The 13,543-nt window shown below is 70.2% G+C and carries 13 protein-coding genes; 9 read left to right on the plus strand and 4 right to left on the minus strand.

Annotation, left to right across the window (positions count from 1 at the left end; translation table 11 throughout):
- Nucleotides 1-188: 188 nt before the first annotated feature.
- The 3 genes from BN159_RS25340 to BN159_RS25350 all read left to right on the plus strand — a co-directional run bounded on the left by BN159_RS25340 (nucleotide 189) and on the right by BN159_RS25350 (nucleotide 4,843).
- Complete coding sequence (locus BN159_RS25340) at nucleotides 189-1,991, plus strand: outer membrane protein assembly factor BamB family protein (protein ID WP_015659850.1); 1,803 nt, start codon at nucleotides 189-191, stop codon at nucleotides 1,989-1,991.
- A gap of 53 nt (nucleotides 1,992-2,044) precedes the next feature.
- Nucleotides 2,045-3,934 carry an outer membrane protein assembly factor BamB family protein gene (locus BN159_RS25345; RefSeq protein WP_015659851.1) on the plus strand — a complete coding sequence of 630 codons (1,890 nt, stop codon included), beginning with the start codon at nucleotides 2,045-2,047 and terminating at the stop codon, nucleotides 3,932-3,934.
- 219 nt (nucleotides 3,935-4,153) lie between these two features.
- A complete protein-coding gene (locus tag BN159_RS25350) occupies nucleotides 4,154-4,843 on the plus strand; it encodes a helix-turn-helix transcriptional regulator (RefSeq protein ID WP_078598874.1) in 690 nt (229 codons plus the stop codon).
- Between the two features lie 55 nt (nucleotides 4,844-4,898).
- Here BN159_RS25350 and BN159_RS25355 read toward each other — a convergent pair whose 3' ends face one another.
- Together BN159_RS25355 and BN159_RS25360 are read right to left on the minus strand one after the other, a co-directional pair.
- The gene (locus BN159_RS25355; protein WP_015659853.1) at nucleotides 4,899-5,216 is read right to left on the minus strand and encodes a hypothetical protein; all 318 of its coding nucleotides are present in this window, start codon (nucleotides 5,214-5,216) and stop codon (nucleotides 4,899-4,901) included.
- Between the two features lie 45 nt (nucleotides 5,217-5,261).
- Nucleotides 5,262-6,950, minus strand: coding sequence for a sodium:solute symporter family protein (locus BN159_RS25360; protein WP_015659854.1), 1,689 nt, complete (start codon nucleotides 6,948-6,950; stop codon nucleotides 5,262-5,264).
- A 109-nt stretch (nucleotides 6,951-7,059) separates the two neighbouring features.
- Here BN159_RS25360 and galT point away from each other — a divergent pair, with 109 nt between their 5' ends.
- From galT to galK, 3 genes are read left to right on the plus strand one after another with little or no spacing between them, the layout of a single operon-like run.
- Nucleotides 7,060-8,121: a galactose-1-phosphate uridylyltransferase gene (gene galT, locus BN159_RS25365; RefSeq protein ID WP_015659855.1), complete on the plus strand. Its 1,062-nt coding sequence runs from the start codon at nucleotides 7,060-7,062 to the stop codon at nucleotides 8,119-8,121.
- Nucleotides 8,118-9,080, plus strand: a complete 963-nt coding sequence (galE, locus tag BN159_RS25370; protein WP_015659856.1) for a UDP-glucose 4-epimerase GalE — start codon at nucleotides 8,118-8,120, stop codon at nucleotides 9,078-9,080. The genes galT and galE overlap by 4 nt, the downstream gene beginning before the upstream one ends.
- Complete coding sequence (gene galK, locus BN159_RS25375; RefSeq protein WP_015659857.1) at nucleotides 9,080-10,231, plus strand: galactokinase; 1,152 nt, start codon at nucleotides 9,080-9,082, stop codon at nucleotides 10,229-10,231. Before galE ends, galK begins: the two co-directional genes overlap by 1 nt.
- Here the strand turns inward: galK and BN159_RS25380 are convergent.
- A complete protein-coding gene (locus tag BN159_RS25380; protein WP_015659858.1) occupies nucleotides 10,224-10,679 on the minus strand; it encodes a GNAT family N-acetyltransferase in 456 nt (151 codons plus the stop codon). The genes galK and BN159_RS25380 overlap by 8 nt on opposite strands.
- Before the next feature lie 228 nt (nucleotides 10,680-10,907).
- Between BN159_RS25380 and BN159_RS25385 the strand changes: the two genes are divergently transcribed.
- A complete protein-coding gene (locus tag BN159_RS25385) occupies nucleotides 10,908-11,675 on the plus strand; it encodes a LuxR C-terminal-related transcriptional regulator (protein ID WP_015659859.1) in 768 nt (255 codons plus the stop codon).
- A 41-nt stretch (nucleotides 11,676-11,716) separates the two neighbouring features.
- On the opposite strand, the gene BN159_RS25390 is transcribed toward BN159_RS25385, so the two are convergent.
- Nucleotides 11,717-12,214 carry a MarR family winged helix-turn-helix transcriptional regulator gene (locus tag BN159_RS25390; RefSeq protein ID WP_041821860.1) on the minus strand — a complete coding sequence of 166 codons (498 nt, stop codon included), beginning with the start codon at nucleotides 12,212-12,214 and terminating at the stop codon, nucleotides 11,717-11,719.
- 88 nt (nucleotides 12,215-12,302) lie between these two features.
- Here BN159_RS25390 and BN159_RS25395 point away from each other — a divergent pair, with 88 nt between their 5' ends.
- Nucleotides 12,303-13,085: a trans-aconitate 2-methyltransferase gene (locus tag BN159_RS25395; RefSeq protein WP_015659861.1), complete on the plus strand. Its 783-nt coding sequence runs from the start codon at nucleotides 12,303-12,305 to the stop codon at nucleotides 13,083-13,085.
- The gene (locus tag BN159_RS25400) at nucleotides 13,085-13,516 is read left to right on the plus strand and encodes a VOC family protein (protein WP_015659862.1); all 432 of its coding nucleotides are present in this window, start codon (nucleotides 13,085-13,087) and stop codon (nucleotides 13,514-13,516) included. The genes BN159_RS25395 and BN159_RS25400 overlap by 1 nt, the downstream gene beginning before the upstream one ends.
- Nucleotides 13,517-13,543 lie beyond the last annotated feature (27 nt).

The raw sequence follows: 13,543 nt of genomic DNA on the forward strand, positions 1-13,543 counted from the left end.
CGGGCCGGTCGTCCCTTGGGAACAGGGGTTGACCGGCCCGGTGGGTTGTCGGTGCCGAGTGATAGAAAGAGCCGTCTGAGAACCGTCTGAGAACAACGGGTGTGGCGAAAACGCAGCGCCAAGGAGCGCGGCGCCACAGCAGTGCCACAGAGCGCGGCGCCACATCGGTCACAAGGGGGAAACCGCTGATGAGCCAGCCGCCCAGCCAGCCGCCGAACGGAGGCTTCGGCGCGCCGCAGGACCCGCCGCCGCAGGGAGGCTTCGGCGCACCGCAGTCGCCGCAGCAGCCCCCGGCCCAGCCGCCCCAGACACCCCCGCCCCCGCAGGGCGCGCCGCAGCCCGGCTACGGCTACCCGCAGCAGCCGCCCACCCCGGCCCCCGGCCCCTACGGCCAGCCCCAGCAGCCGGGCCCGTACGCCCAGCCCGGCCCGTACGGCACCCCGGCTCCCGGCCCTTACGGACAGCCGCAGCAGCCCGGTCCGTACGGCCAGCAGCCCGGCTACGGCTACCCGCAGCAGCCGCAGTACCCGGGCGCGCCCACCCCGCCGCCCGGCGGTTCCCGCAACCCCTTCAAGGGCAAGCCCGCGCTCGCCATCGGTGCCGCGGTGGCGGCGCTGCTGGTCATCGGCGGCACCGTGTTCGCGGTCACGAGCGGTGACGACGGCGGCGGCAAGAAGAAGAAGCCGGTCGCGCAGAAGACCGACGACCCCAAGGCCTCCGAGGACCCGGTCAACCCGGGCGACGGCAGCGGCGACGGCGGCGAGGACCCCGAGGACCTCAACAAGGGCCGCAAGCCCGGTGAGGCGAAGGTGCTCTGGTACAAGTCGGCGCCCGACGCGCCCGGTTCCGGCGCCGACGCGCCCGGACTGTGGATCACCGACAAGACGGCGGTGAAGGCGGCGTACAAGCAGGTCTTCGCCTACAACGTCGGCGACGGCGCCCCGGCCTGGGACGCGATCACCTTCGAGCAGAAGATCTGCGCCGTCACCCCGCAGAAGACGTCGGACGACAAGGTCGTCGTGGCGTACATGAGCGGCAGCAGTGACAACGCCAAGTGCAACCAGCTCCAGGAACTCGACCTGAACACCGGCGAGAAGGGCTGGACGGCCGAGGTCGCCGACGGCGAACTCTTCGACTCCGCGCTCCAGATCGAGATGTCGATCACCGGTTCCACGCTGATGGTGGGCCGCTCGCAGTCCGGCACGGCCTACGACGTCACCTCCGGCAAGAAGATCTGGGACAAGAAGAAGTACGGCGACGCCTGCTTCCCGGCCGCCTTCGCGGGCGGCGAGAAGCTGATCGCGGTCTCGTCCTGCGGCGCCGGCGGCAACAACGAGCACGACGAGCTCCAGGAGCTCGACCCGAAGACCGGCAAGGTCAAGTGGACCTGGAAGCCCGACAAGGGCTGGCGGGTCGGCCGGGTCTACTCCCTGAACCCGGTCGTGGTCTACAGCACCAACGAGGACAAGGACGCGTGGAACATCTCCACGCTCGGCTCCGGCGGCACGATCTCCTCGCAGGTCGACGTCGACGAGTCCTTCACCCCGGAGTGCGGCTGGGCCGTCCTCCAGCGTGACCTCCAGGGCTGCCAGGGCGTGGCCGCCGACGCCGGCACGCTCTACCTGCCCACCGAGGCCACCACCGGCGCCAACGAGATCGTCGCGATCAGCCTTGCCAACGGCAAGGAGAAGTGGCGCGTGAAGTCCCCGGTGGAGGAGACGATGCTGCCGCTGAAGGTCGAGGGCGGCAAGCTCATCGCCTACGTCAAGCCGTCCTGGGAGTCCGGCGGCCAGGTCGTGTCGATCCCGACCACGGGCAGCGGCCACACACCGGTCAAGCTCCTCCAGCACCCGGCGGGCACCGCCGACATCGAGGACAGCTTCTACTCCGGGACCTACGACTGGATCGACGGCCGCTTCTACCTGTCGACCACGCGGCTGTCCGGCAACGACGAGACGAAGGAGAAGCTGATGCTCGCCTTCGGCAAGTGAGCCACTCGTCCGTCCCGTTCTGAGCCGCCGTCCCCTTCCGAGGTACCTGAATCATGACCACGCCCCCTCCGCCGCCGCCCAACCAGCCCCCGCAGGGGGGCGGTTTCGGCCCGCCGCAGGACGAGCCGCAGCAGCCGGCCCAGCCCCCCGCCCAGCAGCCCGGCTTCGGCGCGCCCCAGCCCCCTGCCCCGCAGGGAGGTTTCGGCGCCCCGCAGTCGCCGCAGACCCCGCCGCAGGGCGGCTTCGGAGCCCCGCAGCAGCCGCCGTCCCAGCCCCCGACCCCACCGCAGGGTTACGGCTACCCGCAGACGCCCCCGCAGGGCTACGGCTACCCCCAGGCACCCCAGCCGCAGCAGGGCTACGGCTACCCGGGGCAGCCGGGCCAGCCCCCCACCCCGCCCTACGGCCAGCAGCCCGGCTACGGCTACCCGCAGCCGACGATGCCGATGCAGCCGCAGGCGGGCGGCGCTCGGAAGATCAACTCCCAGCTCGTCATCATCGTGGCCGCCGTCGCGGCCATCGCCCTGATCATCGGCGGCGGTGTCTGGTACGCCTCCTCCTCCGACGAGGGCGGCAAGGACGACACCGCGAGCTCCAGCGGCGGCACCGGCGGCGACAAGGGCGGCGACAGCGGGGGCACCGGCGGGGGCGGCACGGGCGGCACCCAGTCCGGCAAGGCGACCGAGAAGGCCCCCGCCGACCCCAAGTCCGAGGTGCTCTTCCAGGTCCCGGCGCCCGAGGTGAAGGAGGACCGGACCATCCCCACCGTCGGCTCCTGGGTGACGGACAAGGTGTACGCCAAGAGCGGCGTCGCCGAGGTCGTCGGCTACGACCTCGACAAGGGCACCAAGCTGTGGACGATCGAGCTCCCCGGCCCGGTCTGCCAGGGCAGCAACCACGCCACCGAGGACAACCGGACGGCGATCACCTACCAGCCGAAGATGCCCACCAAGGCCACGCCCTCCTACGGGTGCAGCCAGGTCGCGGGCATCGACCTCGACACCGGCAAGAAGCTGTGGACCAAGACGGTCGAGAGCGGCACCGAGCCGATCAGCTTCGACAACGTCACGGTCAGCGCGAGCACCGTCGCCGTCGGCAGCACCAGCGGTGGCGCCGCCTTCGACATCGCCACCGGCGACCAGCTGTGGGCGCCGAAGCCCACCGACACCTGCTACGACGCCGGTTACGCGGGCGGCCCCAAGCTGGTGGCGGTGCGCAAGTGCGGCGGGTACGGCGAGCGTCAGCTGAACATCCAGACCATCGACCCGAAGTCCGGGAAGGTGATCACGGAGTACAAGATGACCAAGGGCATCGAGTACGCCAGCGTGGTCTCCACCGAGCCGCTGGTCGTGGCCGCCGACGTCGGTGACTCCGCCGGTGACGGCAGCGGTATCTCGGACTTCTTCTCCATCGACAACAAGACCGGCAAGCTGCTCACCCGGATCTCCGCGCCGGGCGAGCAGTACAACGCCAGCTGCGACGGCATCACCAAGGTCGAGGAGTGCCGTTCGCTCGCCGTCGGCAACGGCAAGCTGTATCTGCCGACCGAGAAGCACGAGGGCACCGGCGAGTACAGCGACACCAACGAGATCGTCGCCTTCGACCTGGCCACCGGCAAGCAGACCGGCCAGCGGGCCGACGCCGGCGACGACTACGAGCTGGTCCCGCTGCGCATGGACGGCCCGAACCTGATCGCGTACAAGCGCGGCCCGTACGACAAGGGTGGCCAGGTCGTGTCCATCGACGGCGGCTCCTTCAAGGAGACGAAGCTGATGGAGAACCCGGCCGACGAGGCGGTGATGGACGTGGAGCGCAGCATGCTCCCCGACTACGCCGAGATCCTTTACACCCAGGGCCGGCTGTTCATGTCGGACGTCTTCGCCAGTGAGCTCGGCAGCACGGGCGAGGAGGAGTACTTGGTGATCGCGTTCGGCGCGAAGTAGCCACTCGAACGCCTGTTTCTACGGCCCCGCCCCTGCTCAGGGGCGGGGCCGTTCACGTACCGCTCATCACCCTCGAATGAGAGGATTTTCGGCGATCCGGGGCACTTCTCTCCAGTAGGGGGAGCGCAACGTCGAACAAGCGTGTAGCTTCCGGGGGCATCCACGGGGGTGTGTCTGTGGATGTGTGGGGATCCATTGGGGGGACTGGGGGGTTGCTCGATGGGAGTTCGGCTCATGGTGGTCGACGACCACCGATTGCTCGCCGAGGCACTGGCCTCGGCACTGAAGCTGAGGGGGCACCGGGTGCTGGCAGCGGCGGCACCGGCCGCGGGGGCGGCGGAGCTGGTGATCACACGCGCACCGGAGGTGTGCTTGCTGGGGACGGCCACCCCGGCCGAACCGGGGATGTTCGACCCGGTGGTGAAGATCAAACGGGAACGCCCGCAGGTGGCGGTACTGGTCCTTGGGCCGGTCCCCAGCCCGCGCGGCATCGCCGCGGCGTTCGCGGCGGGGGCATCGGGCTACGTCCGTCACGACGAACGCATCGAGGGCGTGGAACGAGCCATCATGAAGGCAAGGGCGGGCGAGGCGGCGGTAGCCCCCCAACTCCTCCAGGGAGCCTTCAGCGAGCTCCTCAACCCGGCAGCCCAACCGGACGACGAGGGCCAGCGCCTGCTCCAGATGCTGACGCCCCGTGAGGTGGAGGTCCTGGTCCGCGTCGCGGACGGCGAAGACACCCGCCTCATCGCCGCAGGCATGGGCATCGCCCCCTCCACAGCCCGAACCCACGTCCAACGGGTCCTGATGAAGCTGGGCGTCGGCTCCCGCCTGGAGGCAGCGGCCCTGGCCGCCCGAACGGGCCTGCTGGACCGGGCGGGGCCCCTCGAACCCCGAGACCCGGAGTCCTGAAGGCGTCGCTCCCAAAGGGGCCGGAGTCCCGAAAGGCTCCGGCCCATCGCTCACGTCACTGCGGGTGTTCGTTCTCTGCCGGCGGCGTCGGCGGCACCGTGGGCCGCAGCTTCAGCCACGTCAGGAAGAAGATCCCGAGCAGCAGCATCCCCAGGCCCGTCCAGAGGTTGATGTTGATGCCCTCGGCCTTGTCCAGGGTGGCGTCGGAGGGGTTGATGCCGGCGATCGTGACGATGATGCCGTAGAGCACGAAGAGGCCGCCGATGATGCGGCGCAGGTCGAAGATGCGGGCCGCCGTGGCGGACTTGGCCTCCAGCTCGGTGACTTCCCGCTGGACGTCCTCTTCCGAGTAGCCGTGGTGGTCCTCAGACATGGTTTCTCCATTCTCCCGCGAATCCGGGGATCGAGGGATCGGGGATCAGAACGAGAACGGGATGTAGCAGGCCGCCGCCAGGATGATCGCTCCCCAGCCCAGCAGCGCCGGCCTGCGGTACCAGGCGTCGTCGCCCTCGGCCGGTGCCTCGGCCATGCCGGGGGAGCGGGTGCCGTAGACCAGGCCCTGGAGTTCCTCGGCGGGCTTGGGGGCGGTGAACATCGAGACCGCGAACATCACCACGGCTCCCGCCACGAAGCCGACGATCGCCGATACGAAGTTGGCGCCCTGGTCGGTGGGGATGTCGATGATGCCCTGCTTGTAGATCCAGAAGTAGTTGAGCATCGCCGCGACCGTGCCCGCGAGCAGGCCCCAGAAGCCGGACACCACCGACGCCCGCTTCCAGAACATGCCGACGATGAAGACGACGAACATCGGCACGTTGAAGAAGGAGAACAGGGTCTGGAGGTAGCTCATGATGTTGGAGAAGGAGGACGCCAGGAACGCCGTTCCCACCGACGCGCAGACTCCGATCACCGTGATCAGGCGGCCGAACCGGACGTAATACGTGTCCTCTCGGTCCTTCACCACGTACCGCGCCCAGATGTCGTTCGTGAACACCGTGTTGAAGGACGACACGTTCGCCGCCATGCCCGCCATGAACGCGGCCAGCAGGCCGGTCACCGCGATGCCCAGGACGCCGTTGGGCAGCAACTGCTCCATCAGGTACGGGATGGCGTCGTTGTACTGGTAGCCCGACTCCTCCGTGCCGAAGCCGGGGACCAGCGCCGCCGCCGTCAGGCCCGGGAGCATCACCAGGAAGACGATGAAGATCTTCGGGTACGCGGCGATCAGCGGGGTGCGCTGGGCTGCTGACAAGTTCTTCGCCGACAGGGCGCGTTGCACCTCCGCGAAGTTCGTCGTCCAGTAGCCGAAGGACAGCACGAAGCCCAGGCCCAGGACGATCGTCAGCCAGTTCGCCCCCAGCGGGTTGTCGCTGCCGATGCCCGTGCCGCCCCAGGCGGTGGTGAAGTCGGAGCCGTGGGTCTTCGTCAGCGCATCGGTCAGACCGTCCCAGCCTCCCACCTTCTTCATGCCCAGCACCACCAGCGGGATCAGGGCCGCCAGGATCACGAAGAACTGGAGGACCTCGTTGTAGATCGCCGAGGACAGACCGCCGAGCGTGATGTACGCCAGCACGAAGGCGCCGGCCACCACGATCGCCACCCACTGCGGCCAGCCCAGCAACGCCTCGACCACGATCGCGAGCGCGTACAGGTTGACCCCGGAGATCAGGATCGCCGCGAAGGCGAACAGCGCGGAGCTCAGCAGATGCGCCCATTTGTCGAAGCGCAGCAGCAGCATCTCGGGGACCGAGCGCACCTTCGACCCGTAGTAGAAGGGCATCATCACCAGGCCCAGGAAGACCATCGCCGGGATGGCACCGATCCAGTACCAGTGCACGGTGTAGACGCCGTACTGCGCGCTGTTGGCGGCCATGCCCAGGATCTCGGTGGCGGCCAGGTTGGCGGAGATGAACGCGAGGCCGGTGATCCAGGCCGGCAGCGAGCGTCCGGAGAGGAAGAAGTCGAGGCTCGTCTTCACCGAGCGGCGGGCGGCGAAGCCGATGCCCAGGACGACGACGAAGTAGATGCCGAGGATCAGGTAGTCGAGCCAGTTCGTGGGGAGCCGTAGCTCAGCGGCGAGGTATGCGGCGTTTGTGCTGCTTTGCATCCCGTCATTGAACCCTTCGGACGTTCAACTCTGTTTGATTCCGGCGTTGACCTGACTGTCGAGTTATGGTTACTTGTGTTTGGTTCTGTTTGAGTGAAGGAGTCCGGTGGTGAAGAAGACCTCGACCCGGCTGGCCGACGGTCGCGAGCTGATCTACTACGACCTGCGCGACGACCGCGTACGCGACGCGGTGGACCGGCGTCCGCTGGAGCGCACCGTCACCACCTCCGAGGTCCGGCGGGATCCGCTGCTCGGCGACTCCGTCGCGATCGCCTCGCACCGACAGGGCCGCACCTACCACCCCCCGGCCGACGAGTGCCCCCTGTGCCCCTCCGAGGGCGACCGGCTGAGCGAGATCCCGGACTCCTCGTACGACGTCGTGGTCTTCGAGAACCGCTTCCCCTCGCTGGCCGGTGACTCCGGCCGCTGCGAGGTCGTCTGCTTCACCTCCGACCACAACGCGTCCTTCGCCGATCTCACCGAGGAGCAGGCGCGGCTGGTGCTGGACGCGTGGACGGACCGCACCTCGGAGCTGTCCCATCTGCCCGCCGTGGAGCAGGTGTTCTGCTTCGAGAACCGCGGCGCCGAGATCGGCGTCACCCTCGGACATCCGCACGGGCAGATCTACGCGTACCCCTTCACCACCCCGCGTACCGCGCTGATGCTGCGACAGCTCGCCCAGCACAAGGAGGCGACCGGCGGGGAGAACCTCTTCGACGCCGTCCTGGAGCGTGAACTCGCCGACGAGCGGGTCGTCCTCACGAGTGAACACTGGGTCGCCTTCGTGCCCTACGCCGCGCACTGGCCCTACGAGGTCCACCTGTACCCGCGCCGCCGGGTGCCGGATCTGCTGGGGCTCGACGAAGACGCGCGCTCAGAGTTTCCCCAGGTTTATCTGGAACTCTTGAAGCGCTTCGACCGGATCTTCGGCACGCAGGAGTCTCCGACGCCTTACATCGCCGCCTGGCACCAGGCGCCGTTCGGGGCGCTGGAGGAGTTCGACGGTGTGGTCCGCGACGACTTCGCGCTCCACCTCGAGCTTTTCACCATCCGCCGCACCTCCGGCAAGCTGAAGTTTCTCGCGGGTTCCGAGTCCGGCATGAGCGTGTTCATCAACGACGTGCCGCCGGAGCGCGCGGCCGAGCGACTGCGAGAGGTAGCGAGTTCATGAAGTACCTGGTGACGGGCGGGGCGGGATACGTCGGCAGTGTGGTCGCCCAGCATCTGCTGGAGGCGGGGCACGAGGTCACCGTGCTCGACAACCTCTCCACCGGCTTCCGCGCGGGCGTCCCCGCGGGCGCCGTCTTCGTCGAGGGCGACATCCGCGACGCGGCCAAGTGGCTGGACGCCTCCTACGACGCCGTGCTGCACTTCGCCGCCTCCTCCCAGGTCGGCGAGTCGGTGGTGAAGCCCGAGAAGTACTGGGAGAACAACGTCGGCGGCACCATGGCCCTCATCGGCGCCATGCGCGAGGCCGGGGTCCGCAGGCTGGTCTTCTCCTCCACGGCCGCCACCTACGGCGAGCCCGAGCAGATCCCGATCGTCGAGACCGCGCAGACCCGGCCCACCAACCCCTACGGCGCCACCAAGCTGGCCGTGGACCACATGATCACCGGCGAGGCGGCCGCCCACGGCCTGGCGGCGGTGTCGCTGCGTTACTTCAACGTCGCCGGTGCCTACGGCGAGTTCGGCGAGCGCCACGACCCCGAGTCGCACCTCATCCCGCTGGTCCTCCAGGTCGCGCAGGGCCGCCGGGACGCCATCTCGGTCTTCGGCGACGACTACCCGACGCCGGACGGCACCTGCGTGCGCGACTACATCCACGTCGCCGACCTGGCCGAGGCCCACCTGCTCGCCGTGAAGGCCGCACAGCCCGGCGAGCATCTGATCTGCAACCTCGGCAACGGCACGGGCTTCTCCGTGCGCGAGGTCATCGAGACGGTCCGCGCGGTGACCGGGCACCCGGTCCCCGAGGTCGTGGCCCCCCGCCGGGGCGGCGATCCGGCGGTCCTGGTGGCGTCCGCCGCCACGGCCCGCGAGAAGCTGGGCTGGAACCCGTCGCGCGCCGACCTCACGGGAATCGTCGCGGACGCCTGGGAGTTCGCGCAGAAGATCACAAAGGAGCAGTAGTGGGGCAGCAGGTGCGGGACGGTTTCGTCGAGCTCTACGGAACGGCGCCGGAGGGAGTCTGGTCGGCGCCCGGCCGCGTCAACCTCATCGGTGAGCACACCGACTACAACGACGGCTTCGTGATGCCCTTCGCGCTGCCGCACACGGCGGTCGCGGCCGTCTCCAAGCGCACGGACGGCGTCCTGCGCCTGCACTCGGCGGACGTCGAGGGCGGCGTGGTGGAACTGCGTCTGGACGACCTCGTGCCGGGGACCGACCGGAGGTGGACGGCGTACCCGGCCGGTGTCGTCTGGGCCCTGCGCGAGGCCGGGCACCCGGTCACCGGCGCGGACGTCCACCTCGCCTCGACGGTCCCGGCGGGCGCGGGCCTGTCCTCCTCGGCGGCCCTTGAGGTCGTCATCGCGCTGGCCCTGAACGACCTCTACGAACTCGGCCTCCAGCGCTGGCAGTTGGCCCGCCTGTGCCAGCGCGCCGAGAACGTCTACGTCGGTGCCCCCACCGGGATCATGGACCAGACCGCCTCCGCCTGCTGCGAGCAGGGCCACGCGCTCTTCCTCGACACCCGGGACCTCTCCCAGAAGCAGATCCCCTTCGACCTCGCCGCCGAGGGCATGCGCCTGCTGGTCGTCGACACCCGGGTCAAGCACTCCCACAGCGAGGGCGAGTACGGCAAGCGCCGCGCGGGCTGCGAGCGGGGAGCCGCGCTGCTGGGCGTGGACGCCCTCAGGGATGTGCCGTACGACGGACTCGACGCGGCGCTTCAGCGGCTCGGCGACGACGAGGAGGCGGTCCGCCTGGTCCGGCACGTCGTCACCGAGGACGAGCGGGTGGAGCGGGTCGTCGCCCTGCTTCAGGCGGGCGAGACGCGGGCGATCGGGCCGGTGCTGGTCGCGGGCCACGCCTCGCTGCGCGACGACTTCCGGATCTCCTGTCCCGAGCTGGACCTGGTCGTCGACACCGCCCTCGCGGCCGGTGCGCTCGGCGCCCGGATGACCGGCGGCGGCTTCGGCGGCTCGGCGATCGTGCTGGCCGAGGAGTCCGACGTGGACACCATCACCAAGGCCGTCGTGGAGGCGTTCGCCGCGGCGGACTTCACCACCCCGCGCGTCTTCGAGGCGGTGCCCGCCGCGGGCGCCCGCCGCCTCAGCTGAGCCGCTTGGTCAGCGTGAACTCCGTGATCCCCGGCGGATAGTCGGGGATCACGCACACCACGTCGTACCCCTGCCGCTTGTAGAACTCCGGCGCCTGGAAGTCCCAGGTCTCCAGGCGTGCGGCGGCACAGCCCCGTTCCTCGCGGGCCGACCGCTCCGCCTCGGCGAGCAGTCGCGAGCCGAGCCCCGCCCCGCGGTGGCGTTCGTCGACCCAGAGGTACTGCACATGGAGCCAGCCCGCCCAGGTGTGACCGACCAGCCCGCCGGCGAGACCGCCCGCGGCGTCCATCATCCAGATGTGGAGCGGAAGTTCACGTTCACCTGGGGTTCCGCGCATCGCGCTGAGGACCGGGGAGGCCGCGGTGTTGGTCTCCCGCAGCCGGGCACGAAGAAGATCGCGCCGTTCTTTGTCGACTTCTGTCTCCATTCGGAACATGCGGCACACCATAAACGCGTCGGCAGGCCAGTTCTGCAAATTGCCTTCCGCTCCGGGCCCCCGCCCGTACTCTGATGAGCAGCGCCGGTGGGGGCCGGTGCTGATCAGGGGGCGAGACAGTCGGGTACGACGTCCGCGGTGGGGGTACCAGTGTCTGCACGGCGGCGGCCGTGCGGCCGTGACCGTCCGTGGGCGTCGTGCCCGCGCCGGTTGTCGTTCTCCGGACCAGTGGGGGTTTCAGTGGTTCGTATCCGAGTCCTGGTCGTCGACGACCACCGTATCTTCGCCGAGTCGCTCGCTGCCGCGCTGGCCGCCGAGCCCGACGTCGACGTCTCCGCCGCGGGCAGCGGTCCGGCCGCCCTGCGGAGCCTGGAGCGCGCGGCCGCCGAGGGGCGCCGCTACGACGTCCTGCTCGTCGACGCCGACCTGGGCGGCGGGGTGCCGGGCATACGGCCCGCGCCGCCGGTGCAGGAGGTGGGGGAGGACGGCCTGGTCGACGGCATCTCCCTGGTCGCCGGGGTGCGTTCGGCGCAGCCCGGGGTGCGGATCGTGGTGCTCGCCGAGAAGGACGACCCGCGGCGGGCGGCGCTGGCGCTCCAGGCCGGGGCGTCGGGCTGGGTCGCCAAGGACTGCTCACTGTCCCGGCTGCTCACCGTCATCCGCGGGGTGCTGCGCGAGGAGACGCACCTCCCGCCCGCCCTCCTCACCGGCGTACTGCGCGAGTTGACCGCCGCGCGCAAGCACCGCACCGAGAGCGAACGGCTGGTGGAGTCGCTGACCCCGCGCGAACGCGAGGTCCTGCGCTGCATGGTGGCGGGCCTGGGCCGCAAGGCGGTGGCCGAGCGCCTGTACCTCTCCCCGCACACGGTCCGCACCCACATGCAGAACGTCCTGGGCAAGTTGGGCGTCCACAGCACGCTGGCGGCGGTGGCGCTGGCGCGGAGGGCGGGGGTGGGTCCGGTGGATCTGGCGGGGGATGTAGTGGAACGGGGCGGTCAACTGGCCTGAGGGACGCGGGGCTGTATCGATCTACGGCTCCGCCGCGGGCGCTAGCCGGGGATGTTGTCGAACGGCGCCGTCAACTGCCGCAACAACCCCGCCAGTTCCCCCCGCTGCCCTCGCGAGAGCTCCGCAAGGATCGCGCGCTCCTGGTCCAGCAACCCGGCCAGCGCCTGATCCGCCCGGTCCTGCCCCTCCTCGGTGAGCCGGACCAGCACACCCCGCCGGTCACTGGGATCCGGCAGCCGCTCCACCAGCCCCTTCTTGGTCAGCCGGTCGATGCGGTTGGTCATCGTGCCGGAGGTGACCAGGGTCTGCGTCAGCAACTGCCCCGGAGAGAGCTGATACGGCGATCCCGCGCGCCGCAGCGCGGTGAGCACATCGAACTCCCAGGGCTCCAGGCTGTGCTCGGCGAAGGCCAGCCGACGCGCGCGGTCCAGGTGCCGGGCCAGCCTGCTGACGCGGCTGAGTACTTCCAGCGGTTCCACGTCGAGGTCCGGGCGCTCCCGACGCCACGCCGCAACCAGCCGATCGACCTCGTCCTCCATGACGATCAGTGTAGTGGTTGTGTCGACGTGAAGTCTCTTGATGTCGAGCATCTTGATATGAAGCTAAATCTGGGGGAAGGTGGCAGTCATGACGACACCCACCTGGGATCCCGCCCAGTACCTGCGTCACGCCGACCACCGCGCCCGGCCCTTCATGGACCTCCTGGCCCGGATCCCCGACCTCCCCGGCGACCGGCCCCGCATCGCCGACCTGGGCTGCGGCCCCGGAAACGCGACGGCGCTCCTCGCGAGCCGCTGGCCGACGGCACACGTCACCGGCTACGACAACTCCCCCGAGATGCTCTCCCGCGCCCAGGCGCACGCCGGCCCGCACCTCGACTTCGCGCACGCCGACGTACGCACCTGGGCACCCGGTGAGCCGTACGACCTGATCGTCAGCAATGCCACGCTCCACTGGGTCCCGGGCCACGCCGACTGCTTCGCGAGCTGGATCGAGGGGCTCGCCCCCGGCGGCACCCTCGCCTTCCAGGTCCCCGGCAACTTCGACTCCCCGAGCCACCGTCTGATGCGCGAGCAGGCCCACGCGTACGGCCTGACCGACGCCCTGCGCCACGACGGGGCGATCCTCACCCCGCAGGCCTATCTGGACCGCCTGACCGGCCTCGGCTGCGCGGCGGACGTCTGGGAGACCACGTACGTCCATCTCCTGACCGGCGAGGATCCGGTCCTGGACTGGGTGAAGGGCACGGGCCTGCTGCCGGTGCTCACGGCCCTCGCGGACGACCCGGAGACCAGGGAGAGGTTCGTGGAGGAGTACCGCAAGGCGCTGCGCGAGGCGTACCCGCCGGGACCGCACGGCACCCCGTTCCCGTTCCGCCGCGTCTTCGCCGTGGCCCGGAAGGAGGCGTGATGATCAGCGCGCTCGATCACGTCCAGCTCGCCGCGCCGCCCGGCTCCGAGGACCGGCTGCGGGCGTACTACGTCGAGGTGCTCGGCATGACCGAGCTCCCCAAGCCGCCCGTGCTCGCGGCGCGCGGAGGCTGCTGGTTCCAGGCGGGGGCCGTACAGCTGCACCTGGGCATCGAGACCGACTTCCGCCCGGCCCGCAAGGCCCACCCCGGCCTCCGGGTCACCGGCATAGCGGCGTACGCCGCCCGGCTGGAGGCCCGCGGAGCGACCGTGACCTGGGACGCGAACCTGCCCGGCCACCGGCGCTTCTACTCCACGGACCCCGTCGGCAACCGGCTGGAGTTCCTGGAACCCAGGGCCCGTCTGACAATTCCCGCCTGCCGCGCGGCGCCTGGCACGCGCGCTCGCCGCGTTGCCGAACCGCCCACGTGACTCCGCCACGCGGGCGCTCCGGCGCCT

The organism is Streptomyces davaonensis JCM 4913, assembly GCF_000349325.1.
Classification (GTDB): domain Bacteria; phylum Actinomycetota; class Actinomycetes; order Streptomycetales; family Streptomycetaceae; genus Streptomyces; species Streptomyces davaonensis.

Coding starts and splice junctions, on each gene's coding strand:
- BN159_RS25340 (WP_015659850.1), top strand. CDS start 189: ATGAGCCAGCCGCCCAGCCAGCCGCCGAACGGAGGCTTCGGCGCGCCG.
- BN159_RS25345 (WP_015659851.1), top strand. CDS start 2,045: ATGACCACGCCCCCTCCGCCGCCGCCCAACCAGCCCCCGCAGGGGGGC.
- BN159_RS25350 (WP_078598874.1), top strand. CDS start 4,154: ATGGGAGTTCGGCTCATGGTGGTCGACGACCACCGATTGCTCGCCGAG.
- BN159_RS25355 (WP_015659853.1), bottom strand. CDS start 5,216: ATGTCTGAGGACCACCACGGCTACTCGGAAGAGGACGTCCAGCGGGAA.
- BN159_RS25360 (WP_015659854.1), bottom strand. CDS start 6,950: ATGCAAAGCAGCACAAACGCCGCATACCTCGCCGCTGAGCTACGGCTC.
- galE (WP_015659856.1), top strand. CDS start 8,118: ATGAAGTACCTGGTGACGGGCGGGGCGGGATACGTCGGCAGTGTGGTC.
- BN159_RS25380 (WP_015659858.1), bottom strand. CDS start 10,679: ATGGTGTGCCGCATGTTCCGAATGGAGACAGAAGTCGACAAAGAACGG.
- BN159_RS25390 (WP_041821860.1), bottom strand. CDS start 12,214: ATGGAGGACGAGGTCGATCGGCTGGTTGCGGCGTGGCGTCGGGAGCGC.
- BN159_RS25395 (WP_015659861.1), top strand. CDS start 12,303: ATGACGACACCCACCTGGGATCCCGCCCAGTACCTGCGTCACGCCGAC.
- BN159_RS25400 (WP_015659862.1), top strand. CDS start 13,085: ATGATCAGCGCGCTCGATCACGTCCAGCTCGCCGCGCCGCCCGGCTCC.